This is a genomic window from Thermogemmatispora argillosa (genome assembly GCF_059696725.1).
This window is the reverse complement of sequence record NZ_AP019377.1, coordinates 5,143,499-5,168,249: the sequence shown is the minus strand read 5'-3', so window position 1 is coordinate 5,168,249 and position 24,751 is coordinate 5,143,499. Positions and strand designations below refer to the sequence as shown.

Below are 24,751 nucleotides of genomic sequence, written 5' to 3'. Positions count from 1 at the left end.
CCCACTTTTCTCAAGTGGCCTGTCAATAAGAATAGTAACATATGTTACTCTCATCAGAGTCCCTGTCTTCCCAGATTACTCCTGGCGGCCTTTCCCGGGCTACAGCCAGGAGAAAGGGCCGAGTAAGCTGGCATCCCAGGGGAAGTCATGGCTATGGCCGGCTGAGGCCTGGAAAGGCGACAAGGCCTTGTCGCCTTGTTTCACTCTGTCCTCGCCAGCTTTTCCATTGGTTTGGCCTGCCCTGTGCAATCGCAGGCCTTGCCTCCATTGCTCTGGCGCAGTCCCTTCCCATGCTCAGCGCGAAAGAGGAAGCTGGCCCCAGCCCGGCCGAAGGAGGCTGAACTTGACTGACGCTGCCAGCTAACTCGCTTCTTGCTCGCCAGGCCCTGACAGAAAGACGGCCAGGGTCCTACTATCAGGTCCCTGGTCGCCTGGTCGGTCGACAAACAGGTGGACAGGCAGACAGGCTGGCATTTTTCACAGCCTTCGGGGTTGCTCTACCTCATACCTCAGCCCAGGGATCTCATCCGACCATAGCCCGCGTTATAGGCTTTCCTGGCGCTGCTATTGAAACCTTTTGCCTGGGAAAGTATTGAGGCTTTCCACGTTAGCACGGTCAGCCCGGGCTGGTCACTCGCTCCGTCGCTTCCAGGCAGCGTATAGAATGTCCCTCAGCGAGCGGTCATTTCAGGTTTCGGCGCTAACAAGCCGGGCCTTGGGCGCTTCGTTGTCTGGTATGCTCTCCTTCTCTTATTGTGCTTGACTTCCTCCCCTCTCTTCGAGTAAGATACCTGGTGCCAGTAACATATGTTACTGGCATTTCCTCCGGGGGGATAGCCTATGTCTGAGCGCAATGGTATGCGCTGGTTGCAACTGACGTATAAAGTTCCAAGCGAGCCGTCACAAAAACGGGTTTGGGTTTGGCGCCGCCTGCAACATCTCGGAGCCTACCCTCTTCAGCACTCGGTCTATGTTCTGCCTTTCACTGAGGAGGTCGAAAGGCATTTTCGCCAGCTTGCGCAGGAAATACGCGAGATGGGGGGAGAAGCCTGCCTTTTTGCTCTCACCGCCCTGGACCCTGCCGATGAGCAGCGGATGCTGCAGACATTGTTAGAGGCACGTCATCGCGAGTATGATCAGGTCATCCAACTGGGCGAGCGCTTCTTGGCCCTTGCGGCCTCTCTGGTTGAGGCCGAGGACCACAGTGAAGAGGCACAGGCCAAACTGGGAGACTGCCTTGAAAAGCTGCACGGGCTTTTTCGCGCTGCGCGGCGTCATGATCTGCTCGGTTCATTGACCGCCGCCAAGCGGGCCACAGCAGCGGAACTGCTGGCTAGCTGCGAACAGATCTTCCGCGTCTTGGTCGAACGGGATTATGCTCGCGCCCGCCGTCTGTTAGTTCTCTATGGAGAGTTCTCGCCAGGGACGGCGGAGACCGATCAGCCACTGGCTGATCCCTCGACGGTTGCCGGTCAGTTGTAGGCAGGAGGCAGGACGCTGGTTCGTTAGCCAGCCGGCCAGCCAGACTTTTGCGCGTAGATGGCAGTAAAGGCCTGTTCAGTAGGGTTGGTCTTTCCTTGCGGCCCAACCCTTTCAGCCCAAAGGTTTAGTGCTTCTAACTCTGGCTTGCCCTTATCCGTATCTACAGTAGAGCGAGGAGAGCGAGAGCAACCAACTGGCTCCGATGCTCCTCTGATTATCGCACTCGCCGCTTGCGGCGGGAGGAGAGGTTATGCAGCACCAATCTCTACGGCGCACACGGACAACAGGTGACGCAAGGGCTGAAGCTCTGGCGCTGCGCGAGACTTTGCACCGCTATCGCCTGCTGCTGGGCTTGCTTGCTAGCGCGGCATCGGCGCTGGGCACTTATCAGCTGCTGCGGCTCCTGTTGCTGAAGTGAAGTAAGCAAGCAAGGGGTTCAGGATATCAGCAGCGCTTCGCCTCTGGCAGAGCAGGCCACGTAGGACCGGCTTCCGGTCCCGAGCCTGCTCGCTTAACCAGGCCGCTTCTTCCACCGTTCAGCCAGATGCCGCCCCCCTCGCGAAGACAAGGGAGCGGAAGCGCCTCCGTTCACAATCAATGTGCCTGCGGCAGAAAGCATTCTTCGAGCGTGCAAAAGGCGAGCTGGTGGAAGTTGCCCTACGCATCTTGAACGGGATTACTCTATTCAGACGTTCACCCTGGCCTTTCCTCCCTTCCTTATCACTTCTCCACGTCAGGCAGAGGTCACCAGATAGTGGGTATTTCCTTGCCCACACGAAGCACGAGGACGCAACCCCTGGCTACCTCTCGCTTCAGCGTTCCGGCATCCTCCCGGCGAGGGCCAGAGACCACGAGACAAGCTAACAGCCGTTGGATTCAAAGGCGGCATCCAAGAGCACAGGCCGGAAGAGAGCACGGCAGCCGGGCCAGCGCAGGCTTGCGTCCGTCGACAAGAGCGGGTAGAATCAGCTACATATGGCCGGGTCAAAGCTTGCCACGGACAGGGGGACACAAGAAGAAGCGTGAATACACCGCTCTCAGGGTCAAATTCCTCGATCCCTGCGCGGCCCGTACGCGACAATAGCCCCCGCCGTTTAATGGTCACTGCTGGTGTGGTGATCTTTGCTATTCGCGATTGGACGCTTTGGGTGCTGCTGCGTGAAGGGCCGTGGGGGCCGCCTATGCGCCTTGTTCTCAGCAATGAGACTGTGACTGAGGCGGTGCTCCGCACGCTACAGGCCGTGCTGCTCTGGCCCGATGATGCCTCCCTATTGCAGCTAAAAGCAGGCTGGGTAGAGCAGCAGGTCTATGTATGGGGGAGCGCCGAGCAGGGGGCCGCTGTCTCGTTGATCCACAGCGTGCTCCTGCGAGCCAACCGTGATGAGCTGCGCCCTAATTTGCACCGGCACCCGGTTCCCAGCCTGCGCGTTCAGTGGACCCCAGTGGCCGAGGTCGAGTCTGGTCAACGCCAGCTTGATCCCGAGGCCCGCCCCGTCTTAGAGATGGCGCTGAATACCCTGCGCTCCGAGATTCAACGGAACCCCGAACTGGTGTTGCGCTATCTGGCCGATATGGCTACCCCTCGTCGTGATAGCATCGAGTGGTGGCGCCAGGAGACCCATACCACCCTGAGTAAGGAGACACGTCCCCTGCGCGCTCTCCGTGAGCCACCGAGCGGGGACGGCACCCTGACCCTGGCTGAGGCCACGCTGCTCTACCGCGCTTTTTTCCCCCCCGATGAACAAATCGATCTCTCTAATCTGCGCCGCCGCTTTCTGGCTACCAATACGCTGGAGCCGTTGGACGAGGAACGTCCCGTACGCGGGCGTGAGCTGGATTGGCGCCGCGTGAGCCGTGCCTATCGCTACCGTGGTCGTACCGAGGAACAGTGATCTGTGCTATAGTTAGTGAGGAGCAGAAGGCAGTCCAGGCCTGCTCAGGCCACGAAGAGCGCGATACTGAGCCTCAGCTCCCGTTACGGTACAGACAGAGCACGCTCGCCGTGCTGGCTGGTCGCCCTGCGGCGCTGCGCCGCCAGCGAGAGCACGCGAGCAGACAAGCAAGAGAGGAGAGTGGCAAGCAATGGCCAAAGTGACAACCCACGGTGGCGATACCGGCTATACCGGCTTGCTCGGGGAACAGCGTGTTCCAAAGTATGATCCGCGCCCCGAGACCTTCGGTACGGTTGATGAAGCAACGTCGGCGCTAGGCCTGGCGCGCGCTGTGGCCCGTGATCAACGGGTCAAGGATCTTATCTATCGCCTTCAGCAGGATCTCTATCTGTTAATGGGTGAGCTGGCCACGCCCCCTGAAAACTATGAGAAAATTGGGCTGCGCATCACTGCCGAGCACGTGCAGCGCCTGGAGGCCGAGGCCGAGCAACTGAAGCGCGAGGTGGAGATTCCTAACCGGTTTATTATCCCCGGCGATACCCCCGATGGGGCTGCGCTCGATTTTGCTCGCACGGTGATCCGCCGCGCTGAGCGCCTGGCGGTGAAATTGCTCCACGATGGTGTGATCCACAACGGCGAAGTGATCCGCTATTTGAATCGCCTGTCCGATGTGGTTTTTATCCTCGCGCGCTATGTTGAGGTGCGTTCCTCGCTGGCAACCTTGCCCGGAACAGAACCGCGCCAGGCTCCTGACTCGCCCTCAGCCGAGTAGGCCGCTCTCGCCCGTCGACGCTCTTTTTTCTGGCCAGGTTTACTCGGCTGCAACAAAACGACCGGCCCGTGCATTATCCCCTGTGAGGGACCCAATTTTCCTTTCACCTGGTGATGGGGCGTATGAAGACTCTGGAAGACGAGTCTCGGCTGACGATCGAGGCGTGCCACGGCTCAACAGCAGCCTTCGAGGCTCTCGTGCTCTATTATGAGCCGCGCATCAGGCGCATGCTCTATAGTCTCACACACGATGTGCAATTAACCCAGGATCTCTGCCAGGAAACTTTCCTGGCAGCTTTTCGCGCTTTGCCACGGATGAAGGGGGAGGAGCTGCAGTTTGCTCCCTGGATCTATCGCATTGCCTTGAACCAGCTGCGTAGTGAGTGGCGCCGTCGCCGTCGCATCACCTGGGTTCCCTTCACCAGCTCAACCAACCAGGGTGACGATCTCTCAGAGACCCCTCCCGAGGAGGCTCTTGTCAGCGACGAGCGGTTCGAAGAGCAGGTCATGGAGCGGGACCTTGTGGCCCGTGTGCTGGCTCAGCTCCCTCCAGCTTCCGCAGCCTGCCTGCTTTTAGATGCTGAGGGTTTCTCCTATCGAGAGATCGCTGAGATCATGCAGGATTCGCTGTCAGCCGTGCGCAGCCGCCTGGCCCGCTCACGTCAGGCATTTCAACAGGTCTACAAGCGGCTTGATCGAGGAGGCCAGTCATGAAGCGAAAAGAGCGACCTGATTCACCATCATGTCCTCTCAGCATCCACTGTCTGCGTCTACTCGATGAGCTTGATGCGCCAATGACACCGACCAGCGGTGAGGACGGGCCACGGCCGTCCTCTGCTTCGCGCGATGAGTTTGAGCTGCTTGGCCGTCTGCGGCGCCACCTGTCTGAATGCCAGGTCTGTGCTACCTTGGTAGACCAGGCCCGCCATGAGCGTGACCAGCAGCGCCGACTGCTGCGCCAGTTCTTGGAGGAGGCCGAGCGTCGTACGCCTTCTACTCAGGAGCTGATCTTGCAGATCATTCGTTCCGGTCAGGCTCAGGCTACCAACGAAGCTCTGGCAGCGGCTGATCAGGCTGACCATGCCGGAGGGAATCATCACCGCCGGCTGCCTTTCGCAGTGCTTAGTCGGCTTCCCGAGCTGCCTTCTCAACATCCCCCTTTTGCCCAGCCCTCGCGGCGCTCTTCGCTGTTGGAAACCCTGGCCCTGGTAGCGGTCATCCTCGTGGTGCTCTTGGCGACGGGTAGCTTTGGGTATCTTCTGCTGCGCCACTCTGCCTCTCAAACGCCCGCTTCCTCTTCTCCGACGGCTGTCTCTCTCAGGGCCACCTATCAAGGCCTGGCCTGGAAGGCCTTCATGATGGTCGATCCCGTTCCCGACAGCGCCGGTCGCTACCCGCTTTATAATTATGATCCCTTCAGTGGGCAAAAGCGTCTCCTGACTACTGCTTGCTGCGATGCGACTTCTGCTGTCGACGGGATCGCCCATAGCGGGCGCGATCTCCTGTATCACCAGACAGCAGGGAAAGCCCTCCTCTTCCGTACGCTCTCGCAATCTGAGCCGATCTTTAGCTGCAATTGCAGCCGCCCAAGCGCGGTCTGGACAACCGATGACCGTCATCTGCTCATCGATGCTGGCAGCCAGCTTTTCCTGGTGAATCTCTCCGGTACCAGTGAGCCGATCTACTCATCGCCTCTCTTGCAGGGGAGTACGCTCACATTCTACTACAATGATTTCTTGTTCTTCACCCGCCAGGAAGGCAGCCAGGAGGTGCTTTATCGGCTGGATCTGGCGAATGAGGATCTTCGTTCTATTGCCTCCCGCCCGCTCGTGGGGAACCAGAGCCAGTCTTCTCCTACTACAGCCAGTAGCCGCAATGCCTGGCTGCTCAGCCCAACCGGCTCGGTGATCTACTACAGCGTGGGCCGCGGTCTGGAGGCTACGCTCTATATGGTCGATAGCGATGGCAGCAACCGGCGCGCGCTCAACCGGCACGGGATTCCGCTCGGTTTCGCTGATGATAATCGTTTGCTGTTCCTGCAGAAAGCCCACGGAGCCTTTGAGGTCAGGAAGCTGGGGGATACGCCCCAACAAGATCAGCTTGTGGTGGTTAATGCTGCCCCCGGTGCTAGCAGTGTTCTGCCTGATGGCTTAGCCCTTGCTCCCTATGGCTGGGCCCTGCTGACCGAGGCTCTCTATCCTGACCATTCGCTGCGCTTGTGGGCCACTAACCTGACAACGCATGCGCAGAAGCTGCTGCTGTCAGTGCCAGCCAGCCAGATGACGCGCGCTGGCGCTCCTCAATTGATTGGCTGGGACCAGTTGCCGGTGAGTGGCGAGGCAACGCCTACGCCTGCGGAGGCGCAGATCCCAGGAGATTTCACGTCCTCCAATGATTGGAATGGCTTGCTGGTGGTCTCTAGTGATCAGAACGGGCGCATCGTCGTCAGCAACTACAACTATGCCACTGGTCATTTGCAGTCGCTGCTTTCAGCGATGCCCCCGCAGACGGAGATCGATGGCATCTCCCCTGATGGCAGCTCGCTGGCCTATCATGTCCCGAGCACGGCCCAGACGGACTACTATGTCGTGGATCTGCGGGCGACCCCGCCGCTCACGCGCTTTCAATACCATATCGCTGGCAGCGGCGGGAATGCCATCTGGCTCGACTCTCAGACGCTGCTGCTCAATACGCCCACAGCTCTGCTGCGCGTCAATGTGAAGCAGGCACAATCCAAAGTGGTTATGGCTTCGCTGCCCGATGCGCGCCTGGCCTTCTACAGTTCACCGTACGTGTACTTCGTGCAGCGCCTCAATAGCAATCAGGAAGCGCTTTTCCGGTTGCCATTGGGGAGCGGCGTTGAAGATCGAGAGGCGATTACGCCGCCGGTGCCCAGGGCCAGTACTGATTTCTGGCTCAGCCCCGACGGACGGACCATCTACTATGTCAATTATCATTCGGAGGCCCCGGGCATCTATGCCGTTGACAGCGATGGAGGGAACCGCCATCGCTTGCGCCCCTGGGGCATCCCTATTGGCTACGCGGCAGATAACTCACTCATGATTATGCGCTATAGTCAGGGGAGCTTTGAGGTAGTGAAACTGGGTCTGACTCCTGCACAAGATCAAGTACTGCTGCAGGACGCGGCCCCCGGTGCCCGGGCCCTCTGCTCCGAGAGGAGCACGCAGGCTCAAGCGGCCGCGGTCGACCCTGAGCTGATCTGTGAGAGCAATGTGGCCCTCGCCCCCTATGGCCATCATCTAGTCGTGCAGGCTCACTACGCCGATGGCCATGCCTCGCTGCTGGCCTATAACCTGGATAATGGTCAGCAGCTCTCAGCTCAAACGATCACCACCAATCGGCTGGTCGGCTATAATCGCTATCCGCCAGCCTGAAAGCGCTATCATTCCTTTTCCCTGCAACCTCCCACGCGGATGAGCTGATCTAGTTGCCGCCGATCATGTAGATCAGCTCATCCGCGGCTCCCGTAGGTGGCTGCCGTGTTCGCAGGCGAGTGGGAAGAAGGTTAGCTTCTTATGACAGTATGGCCTTGTTCTTCAGTTCACTCAGGCGTAGCTTTAGTTAGATGCGATACTCCTCAGCCACCATGCTGCGCCAGATGCGTACCCGATGGATGCCTGCTTCCCGCAGCAGGCGCTCACTGGCCTCATGACTATTGGCCAGGCTCGATGGATAGTGAGCATCGGAGCCAACGCTAACCGGCGCGCCCTGTAGAGCGCAGGCCCGTACGAGACGGCGCACAACGTGGGGATAGGTGGCCACGTCGAAGCCATTGACCTCGAGGGCTACATCGCAGCGAGCGGCTTCAGCGGCAAGCTGCTCTAGCTCCTCATCGATCGTAGCCGGCAGATGGGGATTCTCCACAAACAATCTCACAGGATGGCTGACCACGCTGAAGAAGCCCGAGCGCACAGCCTGGCGTAACAGCTCCATATAGCGATGCCAGGCCTGCTCTGCCTCCGCCGCTTCGCCCCAGCCTTCTTCGTTCTCAAGCAGCTTGCCATCAATCTCATGCACCGAGCCAATGAGAAAATCCCAGGGATAGCCCTGCAGCAATTCACGCACCGCTTCAACTTTGCCCGGAATAAAATCGACCTCCAAACCCAGACGGACATCGAACTGCAGGGCCTGCCCCGCCTCGTGCACTGCCTCAATATAGTCCACAAGGGCCATCTCCGGCCCTTCTAGCGGCATATGAGCAAGCAGCGGACGCACCTCGCGCATCTGAAACACATGCTCAGAGAGACCTAACACGCGCAAGCCTTGTTCCTTTGCCTCACTCACCATCGCTCTGGCCGAACTACGGGACACATGGCTATGAAAGTCGGTATCGATCGTCATCGCCTCTCCTTTATCTATCTAGAGCAGCCGCGTTGCAGATAGCAGGCGGCCCTCTCGAAAGCGCCGCAGACTGAACAGAGCAATATCTAGCGCGCTGCTCTTGCCAGTGGTTAGGTAGTCGATCAGAAGCTGCGCCGCTAGCGGAGCGTGCATGAAGCCATGCCCGGAGAAGCCGCAGGCACAGAGGAAACCCTCCACCTCGGTAGGACCCAATACGGGATGCTCGTCCGGCGTCATTTCATAGAGACCAGCCCAGGCGCGTCGCAGGCGCAGGCCGGCAAGCACGGGCACGCGGCGTTCAATGACGCGCTCGATCTGGGACCAGACGGCTGGGTCAAGCCTCAGATCAAAGGCCTCCGGCGCCAGTGCCTGGCTGGCCGCCTCCTCTTCGGGAGAGGGGCGGTGCGGCAGGCCCAGCAGAAGCCCATCATCGCGCCAGCGAAAATGAAAGCCTGTCGCCTGGTCTACTACCATCGGTAGTGCCTGCGGGAGTCCAGCAACCGCCTCGCAAAGGTAGAGCTGACGTCGCAGCGGATAGACCGGGAGATCGTTGATCCCTACCAGGCGCGCCGTCAGGGCCGCGTAGGCTCCGGTGGCGTTGACTACCAGCGGTGTGACCAATCTTCCCTGCGGGGTCTGTACGGCCTGTACCCGTCTCTGGACCACTTCAATGGCCACAACAGGACTCTGTTCGTAGACGCTGACGCCCAGTCGACGCGCCGCCCCCAGGAGGGCGCGTGTCATTGCCGCTGGATCAGTGTAGCCATCGGTGGGGCAGAAACTGGCCCCGTAGAGATCCGCTGTAACCAGCCGCAGCTCCGGCCAGCGCGCAGCCACCTCTTGCGGCGTCAGCAGTTCAGTGGGGACGCCGAGCCGCCGCTGTAGTGCGACGTAGCCCTGCATGGCCCGCCAACGCTCATCATCGCTCACCAGGAACAGGTAGCCATGCTGATAGAAAGGGGGAGGCGGTGGAGCAGCGCGCGCTGTCTCGGCTTGCATCTCCGCAATAAACTGCTGATAGAAGCGCAGGCCCTCGCGCGCAAAGAGAATATCTAGCTCGTCGGCGAACTGCTGACGCAGTCCCCCTGTAGCGCGTCCAATCGAGCCAGAGGCTATCGTCTCGCGCTCCAGCACGACTACCTCGCGTATGCCGCGTCGGGCGAGCTGATAGGCCAGGGTGGCAGCCATGATGCCGCCACCGATAATGGTAATGGCCGCTGTGCCCTGGTGGCTGCTTGCTCCTGCGCTCATACCTCGCGCACCAATGTCACCGTCAGCCCATCGCGATAGCCAGAGTCAATATTGAGAGCCAGCGAGAAGAGGCGTGGATCAGTCGTTATGCGCTGGCAATATTCAAAGATGCCCGCGCTGACCTCATCCAGCGGCTCGCGAAAGAAACGCCCATCGCGCAGGCAGTTGTCGGCGACAATGATGCTCCCGGGACGGCTGAGCTGCAAGGCCCAGTCGAGGTAGCGTGGATAGGGGGCCTTGTCGGCATCGATAAAGATCAGGTCAAATGGTCCTGCACCTTCGCTGACAAGCGCGGGCAATAGCTCTAAGGCCCGCCCAAGGCGAATCTCGACGCGATCGCTCACTCCAGCATGCTCAAAAACGCGGCGGGCGACGCTGGCATGGTGAGGGTTCAGCTCCAGCGTGATCAGGCGCCCATCCGCCGGCAGGGCCCGCGCTAGCCAGAGGCCACTATAACCTCCCAGGGTGCCAATCTCAAGGATGGTACGCGCCCGGCAGGCCAGAGCCAGAAACTGCAGGAGCTTGCCCTCAATAGGAGAAATATTGATGTGCGGTAGACCGGCCTCCGCGCTGGCCTGCAGGGCATAGCGCAGCGCCTCGTCCTCCGGGGCAAAGACCCGATTGATTTGCTCCTCAAGCTCACGCTGGACCTGCACCAGTTGTCGTAAGGTCAGCAGCTCTTCCTCAGCGGTTGGCCTTTGCTCACGAACGTCGCTCAAGTCGATCGGCTCCTTTACCTGGGGCATGGTCTGCCGCCGACGGCCGAGTCAGCGCGCTGACCACGCCCACTACGATAGCGCCTGACTCTTGAAAGGCAGTATCGGGCCGCAGGCGGCTAGCCACAGAGTACAGGGGAAACCTCCTCCCCCTGTCGACGCCTTCACTTCTGATCTGCACTCTCATTGTATGGCCGCTCGTCAGGCAGTGTCAACCTGGCGCGCTGGCCCCAGAGTAGAGGCCCGCCACAGAGACAAGCTACAACGGCGCGCTCACGGCATGGCTTTTAGGGCGGCCGAGAGCAATGGCCGCGCAGGCCAGGAGGCAAGGAGGGTTTCGACCCACTGGAGGTCAATGGCAGCCTGGGCGCGTTCAAAGAGGACCTGCGCCTCTCTCAGGTAGGAAAAGGCCCGTGCAAGCTGCTCACCCCTGTTTCGCTCTGCGCCGAGGAGAGCCAGATAGGCGCCATAGCTATGGAGAGTACGCGCATAATCAAGGGTTAGCTCGCTCGCTTCAAAGATCCGCGCTGCCTGCTCAAAGTGCGCGGCCGCCGCCGCTGCCTCTCCTTGCACCGCCAGGATGCGCGCCAGCAGCCGATGCGCATGGCCCAGTGTCAGACGATTCTCCTGACGATCGGCAATAGCGAGCAGATCCAAGGTCACCTGTCTGGCGGCCTCTAAGCGATTGAGTAAAAAAGCAACGCTGGCTTGCAGATAGCGCCCCTCTAGCGCGACCTCAGCATCTAGCCCCTCATAGCGTAGCGCCCGCTCTAAAGCTCGTTGTCCTCGTAGGAGCAAGCGCCGATAAGGACAACTCTCGCGACAGTTGTTCTGAAGAAGCCGGTGATCGTCACCATCAACAGAAGGAAGCGGTTGTTGTCGCAAGTAAGACAGGCAGGTGGCGCTAGCCTGGGCTAGGCGTATCTCGGCCAGCACAATGCGGGCGTGAGCCACCGTGCGAGCGTGACCGATGGCCCGTCCAGTCAGTAAGGAGCGCTGGAGGCACCGCAAGGCCTCATCGAGCTTGCCAGCGCTTTGCAGCGTCTCAGCTAGCGCAATATTACACCAGGCCATGTGCTCGCGCTCCTGCGTCCGCTCGGCGAGGGCCAGACTGCGCCGAAAGCAGGCTTCAGCTTCGCGCAGATCTCCACAGCGCCGCGCCAACTCGCCCAGATTGCCCGTGACAAAGGCCATATTAGGGAGATCACCGGTGCGCTCTGTCAACTCCAAGGCCCGGCGCATGTAGGCCCGCGCCGCCTGATGGTCGGCCACCAGCGCATGAGCTGCGCCCAGGTTGCCGCAGATCTGCGCCATAGCCATCAGGCACTCATGTTGCTCATAGATAGTGAGGGCTGTATGTAAGTGCTGCAAAGCCTCGCCAGGATGACCCAGCCGCGCGGCAATCACTCCGAGGGTCTCGTGGGCATGGCCCAGCTCCAGCGGATCACCAGCAATCGCACGTTCGCTCAGCGTCGGTAGCTCCTGCCTGGTGGCCAGCGGTGTCGGCTCACTGCCTATCGCCTTCTCCAGCATGGTCAGCATTTGCTCAACCTGGCGCCGCGCCTCATCATAGTTCCCCTCCAGCGCCGATAGATTGCCTTCCTGTAAGAGCAAGCAGGCGCTGGCAGGACTCTCCAGAGCATCGGCCTCGCGCAAAGCCCGCTTCCCCTCTTCGAGGCAGAGGCGGGCCTGAGCAAAATCGCCGGTTCTGAGCCAGGCCAGGCTCATTTCGCGCCAGATGATCGCCTGGATCTGGGCCTCACGTTGCCGCCGCTTCTGCAGTTGGTCGCTGTCCGGCATTGCCTGCTGCTGACGCTCCCAGACCTGCAAGGAGCGCTGGCGCAGGGCGAGAACGCGCGCATAGAGGCGACGCGCCTCGCTGTAGTTCCCCTGCATCATGCAGCACTCGCAGACATGCTCCAGAAGGCGCGCAAAGTGCAGGAGCTCCTCCTCACCGGCGCTTGGCAGAAGCTGGTCAAGCGAGGGAGCCGGCTCGGCATCGGCCTCGGGCGGCAAATAGTCGGCGCTCACCACGGCCTGGCGCTCCAGGGGAGGCGGAGGCGGAGCCCCGGCCAGGGCCAGCAGAGCCAGGCGATAATAGTATTGGGCCTCGCCATAGGCGGCAAGCCGGTACGCGCGATTCGCGGCCCGCTCCGCGTAGCGAGCAATGCGCTGGCCATCGCTGGCCCCCCGAATCAAATGATAGGTGACAGCCGCCGCTACCTCTTCCTCGCGCTGGGGATTGAGCGTCAGCAGGGCATCAGCCGCCCGACGATGGAGCTGGATGCGGCGCGCCACCGAGAGACTCTGATAGAGGTGGCTTTCAATGAGCGGGTGCCAGAAGTGGTAACTGACCTGCCTGCCGTTCTCTTCTTCAATGAGCAGGCCTGCGCGCAGGGCCTCCTCCAGCAGATCAAGGACTTGCTCTTCTCTCGGGTGAGGAAGCTGGCCACTGTCCATAAAGAGCAGATGGTTGAATTCGAAGGGAGCCCCAAAGACCGCCGCCTTGCTCAGGAGCATCTGGCAGGCCACGCTGAGTTTGCTGAGGCGCCGGTCAAGTACAGCGGCAATCGTGGCGGGCAACGCAAGCCGGCCCTCTCCTGCTACCGTCGGTCCAGTCGAAGCCGGGCCCCCCTCGCTGGCTTCGCGCTCCAGGTAGCGCGCCAGCTCTTCGGCAAAGAAGGGATTACCATCGGCCTGCGTCTGAATACTGTGTACAAGACGGGCAGGCAAATGGGACACAAGCTGCGCGATCTGAGCCGCTGACAGCGGCTGGATCGCCAGCGTCAAGAGGACCTGCTCACGCTGGAGATCGTTGATGAGCGTGCGCAGCGCATGGCTAGGGAGCAGCTCCATATCGCGGCAGGTTCCCAAGAGCAGAATCGGCTGCTCGCGCAGGTGGCGTGCCAGATAGCTGAGCAGCTCAAGACTGCTTTCATCGGCCCAGTGGAGGTCATCAAGCACCAGCAAGAGTGGAGCCCGCCGACTGAGGGCCGTGAGCAGACTCAGCGTGGCTTCCCAGAGATGGAGCCGCTCCTGCTCGACCGGCATGGCCAGGGGAGCCACCGACGGCTGCAGCAGCTCATAGAGTTCTGGCAACAAGGTACAGAGACGCTGCAAATGAGAACTAGAAAGGCCCAGTTCTGTCAGCACCTGAGCCGTTGAGAGCGTGCGGTCAGCGAGCCGACTCTGCAAGAGGGTGCGCAGCAGCTCGACCCAGGGGCAATAAGGAATAGCCCCTTCCTGCTCATAGGAACGGCTCCAGACAACCTGCCAACCCTGGTGCCCGGCTTCATCGCTCAACTCCTCGGCGAGTCGCGTTTTACCGATGCCCGCCTCTCCAGTCAAGAGCACGAAGTGAGATGGCGAGAGCGACAACGGTGATGGCGACAGCGGCTGAGCCGTTGCCGCCGCTGCAACGGCACTTGCCTGCTCATCAGCCTTCTCTGTGGATTTGGCAGGGTGCCAATGAGAGAGCAGTTGTCGCATCACCGCTAACTCACGCTCGCGCCCGATCAAGGGCGTCCGCTTGCGGCGCCCCGAAGGGAAGTGTGGATTCGCCACGGCTCGTGTTGCCAGGCCCTCCCCAGCCGGGCGAGTGGTCGCCGGCGACGAGCCTTTATCAGCGTCGGTGCTGGTCTGAAGAGCGACAGAGGGAGCCGAACGCGCCGAGGCAGGAGCCGCCCCGGGTGCGGCGAGCGTTGTCAGGAAGGCCGCAGAGGTAGCCGGCATCAGCTCGCCGTTGCGCAGTGCCTCGTACAGGCGCCGGGTCTCTGGCAGCGGTTCGCTGCCATACTCGCGCTCCAGCACCTCAGTCAGACGCTGATAGGCCTGCAAGGCCTCTACACGGCGATCCAGACCCATCAGGACCATCATCAATTGACGTACGGCCGTCTCGTGAGTTGGATCGCTCATCAGCAGCCGATCGAGCGGCTCAATCGCGCTGGACAATGCCCCGCGTTTGGCACGTAACTCAGCCAGTTGGAGCAAAGCCCCCATCCAGCGACGGCGCAGCGCCTCACGGCGAGGCTGAGCCCATTCCGAATACAGCTCCTCGACCAGGAAATCGCCACGATAGAGGGCCGTCGCTTCCTCTAGCAGGCGCTCAACCTGCAGCGGATCAGTGGACTGCTCAGCCAGTTTGATTTTGTGCTCAAATTCGTCGGCGTCGACCCAGATGACGCTACTATCGGCTAGTTCCAGTACTTCATGCTGGAGGCGCAGCAGCGTCGAAGAGGCCGGGCGCCGGATCTCCGGCTCCAGGAGAAGACGCAGCTCATGGACAGCCCCATTGAGGCGATTGGCCGCCGTTTCGCTGTCGAGATCGGGATCTGGCCAGAGTGCTTCCATGACCTGCTCTCGTCCCATCCGCCGCAGAGGATGGCACAACAGGCACCCCAGCAGAGCGCGGGCCCGTCGCCGCTGCCAGCGCCGCCCATCGTCTTCAACCCAGCCGCTGCCGCTGCGCCGCTCTACGCGAAATTGACCCAGGACGTAAATGCGCAGCAGTGGCCTGCTGGTCTCGCTCCGTCCACTGCGCCGCTCGCGCTCGCCGGTAGGGACAGCACGACCGCCCGCCGAAGCTGGCGCGCGTCGCGCAGAGACCGAGACCGCCGACAGCCGTTGACCTGCCTGCTCTACCTCCGCTGGTAACTGTGCCCCAATGTACTTGCTAACGGTCCGCCCGTTCTCGCTCCAGTAGGCGTACCAGTAAGGGCCATGTCCAGCGCCCTCACGGCATTTCCGGCAGCGCTGCTTGCCGCAGCGCGTGTACTGCTGGCGATAGGTCACCTTACTCTCCATTGAGTCCTTTCCCTCTGGCCCGGGCCATTGGTCGAGGTTAGTTGCATCGACTCTCTATCCTTGCCGCACTACAAGAAGCGCTAGCAGAAGCGTGGTAGTAGTGACCACCAACTTGAAGAGCGTGAAGATCCATGCCTATGGCCAGTTCTACTAATGCCTCGGACATCGCAGCGTGAGCTATCCCGTCATTAGGAAATATATACGAGTTCATTATAAGACGCCGACTGCCCTCATCAGTATTGGTTCCTTCACCAATAGCCCGATTGGTCAGCCGCCGCGGAGGAGAGGCCTGCCTCTCCCGACTGCAGCCCGCGCGGTTGACAGGGCCACGGCGTCAGGCTAAGATAGAGAGGACATGTGGCGGCCTTTACCTCGTCTGTCTGCTTGCTTGCACCGCTGCCCCAGTGGCAGGCTGACGACTACGACTTCAACCTGACCTGGAAGCGCCAGGCATGCCTATCCTTGAAGGCTCTGTTGAGAGCATCGTTTTTCATAACGAGGAAACACACTACACCGTTGCACGTTTTCGCCCCAGCACGAGTACTGGTCGCGGCCTGTCCCGTTCGTCTCGCGATGGCCTGTTGACTATCGTCGGCATCCTGCCGGGCGTGCGCGCCGGCGAGGTGCTTACCGTAGAAGGTATCTGGGAATATGACCCGCGCTATGGCCACCAGTTGCATGTGACGAGCTTTAGCCAGCGCCTGCCAACGAGTACCGAGGGGATTATTCGCTACCTGAGCTCCGGCCTGATTAAAGGTATTGGCCCCAAAAAAGCACGCACGCTTGTCGAGCACTTTGGCGAGCAGACGCTCGCGATTATCGAGCAGCAGCCAGAGCGTCTGGCTGAGGTGCGCGGCCTGAGCGAGAAGGACCGCGAGCGCATTATCGCCGCCTGGACGCAGCAGCAGGAAATGAAAGAGGTGCAGCTCTTTCTGCAGACTCATGACATTGCGCTGCATCTGGCTAATCGCATCTACCGTCAGTATGGAGCAGAGAGCGTTAAGGTGGTGCGCGAGAATCCCTATCGGCTGGTCCAGGATGTGTATGGCATCGGCTTCCGAACGGCTGATGAGATCGCGAGCCGGTTGGGCCTGCCGCGCGACAGTCTGCCGCGCCTGGTGACGGGCCTGACCTACGTGCTGGCGCAGGCAGCTAACGAGGCCGGCCACTGCTATTTGCCAGAGGAGGAGCTGCTGAGCGAGGCGGCACGTATGCTGCAGGTGCCCCGCGCGGCCCTGGAACAGGCCCTGGAACAGGGTCAGCAGGAAGGCGAGATTTTTATTGAGCCAGCCCTGTCCAGCGAGGAGAGGAGCAGGCAAGATGAAGGCTCCCCCTCGTTGACCTTCGTCTGCTCACTCCCCAACGGCTCAGTACCCGCCGCGTCGCTTAAGAGAGAAGCGGATGGGGATCCAGATCAGACAGCGACGGCTTCGCCTGCCTCTCTTGGAGCCGCCCAGCGACGGATCTACTATGGCCCTTTCTGGCATGCCGAGCGCGGCTCTGCTCGCTTGCTCAAGCGGCTCCTGCGGACGCCCAGCCGCCTGCCAGCCGTCTCGCCAGCTCTCTGGGGGCAGGTCTTTCATCACTTGGAAGTCAAGCGCCAGCTCCAGCTCACGCCGCGGCAGCGCGAGGCCGTGCAAACGGCCTTTACGTGCAAGGTCAGTATTTTGACTGGTGGCCCCGGCACAGGGAAAACAACATCGCTGCGGGCGCTGCTGCTGCTCTTGCGCCGCTTGCGCGTGGAGGTGGCACTCACAGCTCCCACCGGGCGCGCTGCCAAGCGCCTTAGCGAGGCGACGGGCCTGCCCGCCCAGACGCTGCATCGTCTGCTCGAGTATACGCCTCATGATGGAGCCTACCAGCGCCACGAGGAGCGCCCCCTGAGCTGCCAGTTTGTGATTGTCGATGAGTGCTCAATGGTCGATATCCTCCTCTTCTATCACCTGCTCAAGGCTCTGCCTCCAGAAGCACATCTGTTGCTCGTTGGAGACGCTGATCAGCTCCCATCGGTTGGTCCAGGCAACGTACTGCGTGATCTCCTGCGCAGCGGCGTCATCCCTACCACACACCTGACCGAGCTGTTTCGCCAGGCTCGCCAGAGCCGCATCGTGGTCAGCGCCCACCGCGTTAACGCTGGTCTCTTGCCCGTGGTGAAGAATGAGGAAGGTAGCGACTTCCTCTTTCTGCGCGAGAACGATCCGCTGCGGGCTCGTACCCTGATCCTTGATCTGGTAGAGCAGCGTCTGGCGGCCCGCTACCATCTCAATCCACGTGCAGATATCCAGGTACTCTCCCCGATCTATCGCGGGCCACTCGGCGTGATCAGCCTCAATGAGCTACTGCAGCAGCGGCTGAACCCGCATTCAGAGGGCGAATTGCTGCTAGGGAAACACCACCTGCGCATCGGTGATAAGGTGATGCAGGTGCGCAACGACTACGACAAGGGGGTCTTCAATGGTGATGTGGGCTGGATACGCCGCATTGATCATCAGACCGCTACTGTGACGGTGGAGTTTCAGGAGGAGGCCGGCCCCCTGCTGGTCCAGTATGAGTTTGCCGAATTAGATGCGCTGACGCTGGCTTACGCTATCACGATTCACAAGAGTCAGGGAAGCGAGTACCCGGCGGTGATCATCCCGCTCTTCTTGCAGCATGGCCCACTTCTGCAGAGAAATCTCCTCTATACAGCGATCACGCGCGCCAGACGGCTCTGTGTTCTGGTGGGCCAGCCCCAGGCCCTGGAGCAGGCCATTCGCAATGACCGCGTAGCGCAGCGGAATACAGCCCTGGCTGAGCGGCTGAGGGCCTTGCTAGAGTGAGGGCTTGTCCCTCCCTCGTCTCGCTGCTCACGCAAAAGCACGCTTCTGCCTCAAAAGCCTGAGTCTGGCTTGCCTTGGGTCCCGGGCTGCGGTAGAATAGAAACTGGATTGACATAGTCAACTACCGCCTGAGCGCGCGGACGGCTGTGCTGGCAGCGACAGCCTCGCCTGCCAGCGGGCTACGCGTGCCGAGGTGCTTGCTGCGAGCAGCGGTCTCCTCCTTGCCGTTGAGCGGCAGGGAGGTAAGGGCCGCGGCGCGCCAGGCAGGCAGGTAGATAGATGCCTGTACTTGGTATGCTGTTGGAATTCGTATCCGTAATGGAGGAGGGAGGACGATCCTATGCCAGAGACAGAGGCTACAACGGCGGGCCAGGGCCAGAGTTCGCCCGCTGGCTATGCTCACCCCGAAGTCTTGGTAGAAACAGACTGGGTGGCGGAGCATCTCAACGATCCCAATGTGCGCATCATCGAGGCCGATGAGGATGTGCTCCTCTACGAGACCGGCCATATTCCGGGCGCGGTGAAGTTGGACTGGCACGTCGATGTTCAGAACCCAATAACGCGCGACTTTGTTGATCGCGAGGGCTTTGAGCGCCTGATGCGTCGTTGGGGCATTCGGAACGATACGACGGTGGTGCTCTACGGCGATCGCAATAACTGGTATGCCTGCTATAGCTTCTGGCTGTTTACCATGTATGGCCATAAGAATCTGAAGATTATGAATGGTGGCCGCCAGAAGTGGGAGGCCGAGGGGCGACCGCTGACCAAGGAGGTGCCCCATTATGAGCCGAGCGATTATCAGGCGCCGGAGCCAGATGAGTCGATCCGGGCCTTCCGTGAAGATGTGCTGGCGACGTTGCACAAGCCTGGCTATGGCCTGGTCGATGTGCGCTCCCCCCAGGAGTATACCGGCGAGCTCATTCATATGGTAAACTATCCGCAGGAAGGGGCTCAGCGTGGCGGACATATTCCCGGGGCGAAAAATATTCCCTGGTCGATGGCTGCCAACCCCGATGGGACCTTTAAGTCCGCGGAAGAGTTGCGGAAGCTCTATAGCGAGCAGGGGATCACACCCGACAAGGATGTGATTACTTACTGCCGCATCGGTGAGCGCTCCGCCCATACGTGGTTTGTGCTGACGCAACTGCTCGGTTACCCACGCGTGCGCAACTACGATGGCTCCTGGACCGAATGGGGGAATATGGTGCGCGCGCCCATCGAGAAGCCTTGACTCGCACAGACCGACTGCCGAACCTGGTTCCAGTCGGTCTGCTCTGCGCCCGGCCTCTCTGGTCGCGGAGATAGGCCCTGGCGCAGGGCTGCCCCCAAAGGTGGACTGGAGGATATAACGGAACGGGGCAGCCCCCGGGTAGAGGTAGGCAGCACGCCCAGGTACGGATGTTGGCCCTCTATCGTATTATGCCGCAAATTTAGCGGTTGCAGAGGCGTCGATCTGCTTGCGGATACCGAAAGTTGCGGATACTGAAAGATCAAGCAGGTTGGTTTGTCAGCACCTGGTTGTCTGCCTCTGCTGCAGTGGTGGCGGCTTCGTTCCGTTGCTTTTGCTGGAAAGTTTTGTGATGCCCTATGGATAGACAAGAAGCAATTGAGTTCCTTTTGGATCATTACGAGAATCCACGCAACTATGGCCCACTTGAGAACGCCGACGTGAGCTTGAAGGGCGGCAACCCAGGCTGTGCCGATGTGATCACCATGTACGGGCGCTTCGACGAGCAGGGCCGCCTGGCACAAGTACAGTGGGAGGGCGAGGGCTGCACCATTAGCCGCGCCGCCGCCTCGTACGTGACCGAGTTGACGCGTGGTATGACGGCTGAGGAGATCGAAAACCTGAGCTTCGAGGATCTGATCGAGGATCTGGGACGCGAGGTAGTCATGACGCGCCCCACGTGTGCGACGTTAGCTCTGGGGACGCTGAAACGCGGGGTACATGAGTATCGCATGCGCAAACTTTCCCAGCAAGGTGGCTCTTCCGAGCAGGCTCAGGAGCAGCCCCCGTCATCAGAGCAGGCTTAGCGCTCAGCGCTGAGCATCGGCTTGCGCTCGCTGGGCTTCCTGCCCGGTCCGCTTCTGCTGTCTCTCCAGGACGCCAGCCAGTGAGCTGAAGACGCCGGGGGGGCAGCGGCAGGATGGAATAGCGGCAGGGCAGGCAAGAGCTGGCCTGAGCGCGCACCCTTTTTTCTCCAGACCAGCCAGGATCTGGAAGGTTGTCGTTTGCTCTCCACGTAAGGAGTGCAAGGCTCGGCCCCCCTCAAGGGACAGGCAGCGTGGAAGGAGAGAAGTTACAGCCCCAACTCGCGACGCCAGTCAGCCAGAAGTGCCAGCGCACGCTGGAGCTGCTCCCGATGCTGTGGTGTATTGAGCCAGCGGCTGACTCCCGAGGGATGCGGCAAAGGGAGCCAGCGTCGCTCGTCTTCTACGCGCGCGGTGCCAATGACTTCCTCTAGTCTGGCTTTCCCCCAGAAGGCTGCTATGGCCATGCCCCCAACCAGCAGGACCACCCGAGGACGTAACAGGCGTAGCTCGGCCTCCAGAAATGGACGGCACAGGGCCAGCTCCTGGGGCGAAGGACGGCGATCGCCCTGCCCGCGGGGAGCCGGTCCGGGATAGCAACGCGTGAGCGAACTGAGATAGACCTGCTGATGGAGATAGCCCGGCGGAAAGCCGGCTCGCTCTAGCCACGCCTGCAGCACGCGCCCCCCAGGGCCGCCAAAGGGGATGCCGCGCTGGTGCGAACGCAGTCCAGGCGCCTGCCCAATGACCATCATTCCCCCTATGAGGCCCTCGTGGAGCACCGGATTCACCACTGGCAGCGCTTGCGCTAGATAGCCGCGCTCCTGGCAGCGACGACAGGCGCGTAAGGCCGTCTGGAGCCGCCTCAGCTCTTCAAGCTGCTGGAGGTGCGCTTGCTGTTGCTCTCGCCGCTCTTGCAGCTCTTCCTGCAACGGGAAGGCATGGGATTCAGAGCACATCGCCTGGTGTTGACACAGGTGAGAGGCTTGGCTGCTCGTAGTCGGTGGCCAGATGACGGTAACGCCCCCGGTAGTAGGCTAATGGCCGTTTAGACTGAGCCGGCTGCCCATTGCCATCCTGCAGAGCCATCGAGGCAATGGCGTGCCCGGAGGTCGCCTGTGCGCTGCGAGACTGGCCTTGATTGCTGCGCTCATCGGTCCCGAGGGCCACCACCTCACCGACGAGAATCGCATGGTCGCCGCCGGGATAGTCGGCCACCAACCTTGCTTCAACGAAACCCAGGGTCCCTTCCAGCAATGGGGCCCCAGTCACGCCCTGGTGATAGGGGGCGTGGCAGAAGTAGCGATAGCGCTCCTCCGAGGGCAAAGCGAAGCAGCGGGCTAGCTCCTCTTGTTCCTCGCTCAAGATATTGACAGCGAAAACCTGGCTCTCGCGAATAGCCTGCAGCGTACGGCTCTTGAGATCAATGCAGACAAGGACCAGTGGCGGATCAAGTGAGACAGAACAGAAGGCATTGACTGTCAGCCCCACCAGACCGGCGCTGCCCCTTGTAGTCACGACCGTCACACCCGTAGCGAACTGCCCCAGGACGTAGCGAAACAGCTCTTTATCGATAGACATTAACGGCTCGATCCCTCTTCTTCCTTCACCATGAAAACGAGCGAGGGGTTATGAGGCTGCTTGCGTCGCCGCGCCGCCACGCCGTTGTGTTGCCGCAAGCTCACAAGTACCTTTCCCTCGCCTGCTCATTGTAGTATCCGGGGCCTGCCGGCGCCTGACACTGGCCTTTCGGACAGAACTCCGTAGCAGAATCGTAGCATATGCGCCGCTTCTCTGCCAGCAGCCGCGAGGAGGGCGATCCAGCTCTGCCCAGCCCGGGCGGCTGAGCTAGCTGTCGCATTGCCATTGACAGCCGGGGCCTTAGCGCGTATAGTTACAGCGAAAGCGCACAATGCAGCCTATTGGCAGCCCTGTGAGGGATTGACGATCGAAACCCAGACGACGCGCGAATCGCCAGCGCCTGTGACATCCACTACCTCAGCGAAAGCGCTACCTGTGAGACGTCGCTTGACCCCTTTTATTCTCGTGGGACTCTCCGCCCTGCTGCCGCTGACGCTGCTGGCGGCGGTAAGCGCTGGCTCGACGGCTATTCCGTTTGTCACCGTCCTGCAGATTCTGCTGAATGGGAGCCACCTCTTTCATTTTCGGCAGAGTTGGGACCCGGCTCTCACGATTATTATCTGGGATCTGCGTTTACCGGAAGCGCTGGGCGCGGCCCTGGTCGGGGCTGGTCTGGCCGTGGCTGGCGTGCTCTTTCAGGGGATGCTGCGCAATCCGTTGGCTGATCCGTTTCTCATGGGCACCTCTTCGGGGGCGGCCCTGGGCGCCGTCATCGCTTTTATTCTTCCTCTTGATACCGCCTATGGTCTCTTTTTCTCGTTGACACCTCTGTTGGCTTTTAGTGGGGCCTTGCTTACCGTGCTGCTGGTCTACGCCATTGCCCGTGTCGGGGGGCGGACGCCCGTGGTGACCCTCTTGCTGGCCGGCGTGGTGATGAATGCCTTGCTGGTAGCGGTTCAGACGTTGATTTTGACGCTCAGTCCCCAGGCGCAGTTTAATCTGCAGGCCCTCTTTAATTGGCTCTCGGGGGGCATCAGCGTTAATAGCTGGTGGCCGGTGCTGATCGTGGGCGCTATCATTGTGGTCGGTGTGGGAGGAGCGCTTGTCTTGGGGCAGGTACTGGACGCCTTCGCCCTGGGCGAGGAGGGAGCGGCGCATCTGGGTTTACGTGTCGAGTGGTATAAGTTCCTGCTGATCATGCTCGGCTCACTCTTGACAGCGGCGGCGGTCTCGATTAGCGGCTTAATCGGCTTTGTGGGACTGGTGACTCCCCACATGCTGCGCTTGCTGATCGGTCCGCGTCACCGTCCCTTGATCGTGGCCTCGGCTCTTGGCGGCGCCTCCTTTTTGACGCTGGCCGATTTACTGGCGCGCACGGTGATCGCTCCGGCGGTGCTCCCCGTGGGAGTGTTCACTGCCCTGATCGGGGCGCCGTTCTTCCTCTATCTGCTGCGTCAGAGTAAGAAGGAGTATCGTTGGTCGTGATGCATCTCATACCTGAGAGTAGGGATCTGCCTGCAGAGGAAAGCGCTCCCTTGCTAGAGGTGCGCCATGTGAGCTTTGGCTATGGCTTGCAGCCGATCTTTTTTGATGTCTGCCTGCAGATAGCGACAGGTGAGATGGTGGGGTTACTGGGGCCTAATGGTTCGGGGAAGACGACGCTTCTGCGTCTGCTGAGCGGGGTGCTGCGTCCCGCGCAGGGTGAGATCCGGCTGCAGGGACGAGAGCTTGGCCGCTGGCGCCGCCGCGAGCTTGCGCGTGTCGTGGCGGTCGTGCCCCAGGAGTTGCATATACCTTTCGAATTTACAGTCGAGCAACTGGTAGCCCTGGGACGCCTCCCTTTTGTCGGCCTGCTGGGAAGCTATGGATCGCAGGATCGCGCGCGGATCGCGGAGGCGATGCGGGTGACGGGTGTCGCCGCCCTGGCAGAGCGGCCTTTCAACGAGCTGAGCGGCGGCGAGCGACAGCGGGTGCTGGTGGCGATGGCGCTGGCCCAGCAGCCGCGTCTCTTGCTGCTCGATGAGCCGACCGCTCATCTGGATATCCGCTATCAGATCGAGGTGCTGGAGCTGGTGCGGCGTCTGAACCGTGAGCAAGGCCTGACGGTGCTGGCGGCCATGCATGATTTGAATCTGGCAGCCCGTTATTTCCCCCGTCTGGTCCTCTTCCAGCGCGGCATCGTGGCGGATGGAACCCCGGCGTCGGTCTTGGAGCCGCGTTTACTGAGCCGTGTTTATGGGATCGCGGTGAGGGTGGGTATTGTGCGCGGGACGGCTCATTTCAGCGTGGTACCTCCCGGCAGCCGCGAGGCACAGGAGGCCGAGGAGGAGGCGCTGGAGCCGCCGCCGCGGGTGCTCGTGATGGCCGGTGGCGGTTCTGGCGAACGTGTGATGCGCGCTCTGGCAGATTGGCATGTTCCTTTTCTGGCTGGGGTGCTCAATATTGGTGACAGCGATCATACGCTGGCTCTGCGCCTGGCGAGTCGTGTGCTCACCGAGCAGCCCTATGCTCCGATCTCACCAGCAGCGCTGGAGGAGCTACGGGCGGCTCTGGCGACCGTGGACTTGCTGATTATCTGCCCGATGTACGTTGGGCCTGGCAATGTGGCTTTGTTGCGTGAGGCGCTGGCCGCCGCTCGCCAGGGTCGACGGGTGCTGCTGGTGACTCCCGAGGCGCACGAGGTCGAAGCGGCGGAGTCGCCCGCCGAGGCTGAGGCCGAGGCCGAGCCGCAGGAGCTGCCCGCTCTGCTGGCACGCACAGGGATTGCAGTACGGGACTATACTGGCGGCGAGGCGACACACCTGGTTGAGCAGTTACTGCAGGCTGGGGCCCGCGTGGTCAGTCGACCGACAGAGGTCCTGACGCTCTGCCTTGCCTGAGTCTGGGGTCTGTCAGCCTGGCTGGTCTTTTCTCTGGCAGTAGGGCGTCGTTGCTTCAACGGCGGTCGCCCGGCCTGTTCTGCAGATGGGGAGGCTGGAGGAACGGGATTCCGTAGGCCCACGCTTGCAAACGGGGTTTTGTATGTAGTATATTGCTTTGTACA

General features: G+C 61.1%; 17 protein-coding genes. 11 read left to right on the top strand and 6 right to left on the bottom strand.

Features of this window, described 5'->3' with window-relative positions; translation table 11 throughout:
• The first annotated feature begins 840 nt into the window (after positions 1–840).
• The 6 genes from AC6H1L_RS20160 to AC6H1L_RS20135 all read left to right on the top strand — a co-directional run bounded on the left by AC6H1L_RS20160 (position 841) and on the right by AC6H1L_RS20135 (position 7,540).
• Positions 841–1,482, top strand: a complete 642-nt coding sequence (locus AC6H1L_RS20160; protein ID WP_497599244.1) for a Chromate resistance protein ChrB — start codon at positions 841–843, stop codon at positions 1,480–1,482.
• A gap of 250 nt (positions 1,483–1,732) precedes the next feature.
• A complete protein-coding gene (locus tag AC6H1L_RS20155) occupies positions 1,733–1,900 on the top strand; it encodes a hypothetical protein (RefSeq protein ID WP_497599243.1) in 168 nt (55 codons plus the stop codon).
• Positions 1,901–2,504: 604 nt separating this feature from the next.
• Positions 2,505–3,374 (top strand): hypothetical protein, encoded by an 870-nt coding sequence (locus AC6H1L_RS20150; RefSeq protein ID WP_497599242.1) that lies wholly within the window; start codon positions 2,505–2,507, stop codon positions 3,372–3,374.
• A 190-nt stretch (positions 3,375–3,564) separates the two neighbouring features.
• The gene (locus tag AC6H1L_RS20145; protein ID WP_497599241.1) at positions 3,565–4,146 is read left to right on the top strand and encodes a cob(I)yrinic acid a,c-diamide adenosyltransferase; all 582 of its coding nucleotides are present in this window, start codon (positions 3,565–3,567) and stop codon (positions 4,144–4,146) included.
• 122 nt (positions 4,147–4,268) lie between these two features.
• Positions 4,269–4,859 (top strand): RNA polymerase sigma factor, encoded by a 591-nt coding sequence (locus tag AC6H1L_RS20140; RefSeq protein WP_497599240.1) that lies wholly within the window; start codon positions 4,269–4,271, stop codon positions 4,857–4,859.
• Positions 4,856–7,540 (top strand): TolB family protein, encoded by a 2,685-nt coding sequence (locus AC6H1L_RS20135; RefSeq protein WP_497599239.1) that lies wholly within the window; start codon positions 4,856–4,858, stop codon positions 7,538–7,540. The genes AC6H1L_RS20140 and AC6H1L_RS20135 overlap by 4 nt, the downstream gene beginning before the upstream one ends.
• 187 nt (positions 7,541–7,727) lie before the next feature.
• On the opposite strand, the gene AC6H1L_RS20130 is transcribed toward AC6H1L_RS20135, so the two are convergent.
• The 4 genes from AC6H1L_RS20130 to AC6H1L_RS20115 form a co-directional block, all read right to left on the bottom strand.
• Positions 7,728–8,507 (bottom strand): PHP domain-containing protein, encoded by a 780-nt coding sequence (locus AC6H1L_RS20130; RefSeq protein ID WP_497599238.1) that lies wholly within the window; start codon positions 8,505–8,507, stop codon positions 7,728–7,730.
• 18 nt (positions 8,508–8,525) lie between these two features.
• Positions 8,526–9,758 carry an NAD(P)/FAD-dependent oxidoreductase gene (locus AC6H1L_RS20125; RefSeq protein ID WP_497599237.1) on the bottom strand — a complete coding sequence of 411 codons (1,233 nt, stop codon included), beginning with the start codon at positions 9,756–9,758 and terminating at the stop codon, positions 8,526–8,528.
• Positions 9,755–10,477 carry an O-methyltransferase gene (locus tag AC6H1L_RS20120; protein ID WP_497599236.1) on the bottom strand — a complete coding sequence of 241 codons (723 nt, stop codon included), beginning with the start codon at positions 10,475–10,477 and terminating at the stop codon, positions 9,755–9,757. Before AC6H1L_RS20120 ends, AC6H1L_RS20125 begins: the two co-directional genes overlap by 4 nt.
• A 270-nt stretch (positions 10,478–10,747) precedes the next feature.
• Entirely contained in the window at positions 10,748–15,277 is a 4,530-nt protein-coding gene (locus AC6H1L_RS20115) for a DUF6788 family protein (RefSeq protein ID WP_497599235.1), read from the bottom strand.
• Between the two features lie 452 nt (positions 15,278–15,729).
• Here AC6H1L_RS20115 and recD2 point away from each other — a divergent pair, with 452 nt between their 5' ends.
• The 3 genes from recD2 to AC6H1L_RS20100 all read left to right on the top strand — a co-directional run bounded on the left by recD2 (position 15,730) and on the right by AC6H1L_RS20100 (position 20,130).
• A complete protein-coding gene (recD2, locus tag AC6H1L_RS20110) occupies positions 15,730–18,096 on the top strand; it encodes an SF1B family DNA helicase RecD2 (protein ID WP_497599234.1) in 2,367 nt (788 codons plus the stop codon).
• Between the two features lie 340 nt (positions 18,097–18,436).
• Positions 18,437–19,327, top strand: a complete 891-nt coding sequence (locus AC6H1L_RS20105) for a sulfurtransferase (protein WP_497599233.1) — start codon at positions 18,437–18,439, stop codon at positions 19,325–19,327.
• A 386-nt stretch (positions 19,328–19,713) separates the two neighbouring features.
• Positions 19,714–20,130: an iron-sulfur cluster assembly scaffold protein gene (locus tag AC6H1L_RS20100; protein WP_497599232.1), complete on the top strand. Its 417-nt coding sequence runs from the start codon at positions 19,714–19,716 to the stop codon at positions 20,128–20,130.
• 266 nt (positions 20,131–20,396) lie between these two features.
• Here the strand turns inward: AC6H1L_RS20100 and AC6H1L_RS20095 are convergent, their stop codons facing one another.
• Together AC6H1L_RS20095 and AC6H1L_RS20090 are read right to left on the bottom strand one after the other, a co-directional pair.
• On the bottom strand, positions 20,397–21,086 hold the full coding sequence (locus AC6H1L_RS20095; RefSeq protein WP_497599231.1) for a uracil-DNA glycosylase family protein: 690 nt from the start codon (positions 21,084–21,086) through the stop codon (positions 20,397–20,399).
• On the bottom strand, positions 21,076–21,708 hold the full coding sequence (locus AC6H1L_RS20090; RefSeq protein ID WP_497599230.1) for a flavin reductase family protein: 633 nt from the start codon (positions 21,706–21,708) through the stop codon (positions 21,076–21,078). The genes AC6H1L_RS20095 and AC6H1L_RS20090 overlap by 11 nt, the downstream gene beginning before the upstream one ends.
• 360 nt (positions 21,709–22,068) lie before the next feature.
• Here AC6H1L_RS20090 and AC6H1L_RS20085 point away from each other — a divergent pair, with 360 nt between their 5' ends.
• Both AC6H1L_RS20085 and AC6H1L_RS20080 read left to right on the top strand, forming a co-directional pair.
• Positions 22,069–23,193, top strand: coding sequence for a FecCD family ABC transporter permease (locus AC6H1L_RS20085; protein WP_497599229.1), 1,125 nt, complete (start codon positions 22,069–22,071; stop codon positions 23,191–23,193).
• Complete coding sequence (locus AC6H1L_RS20080) at positions 23,193–24,587, top strand: ABC transporter ATP-binding protein (protein WP_497599228.1); 1,395 nt, start codon at positions 23,193–23,195, stop codon at positions 24,585–24,587. Before AC6H1L_RS20085 ends, AC6H1L_RS20080 begins: the two co-directional genes overlap by 1 nt.
• Positions 24,588–24,751 lie beyond the last annotated feature (164 nt).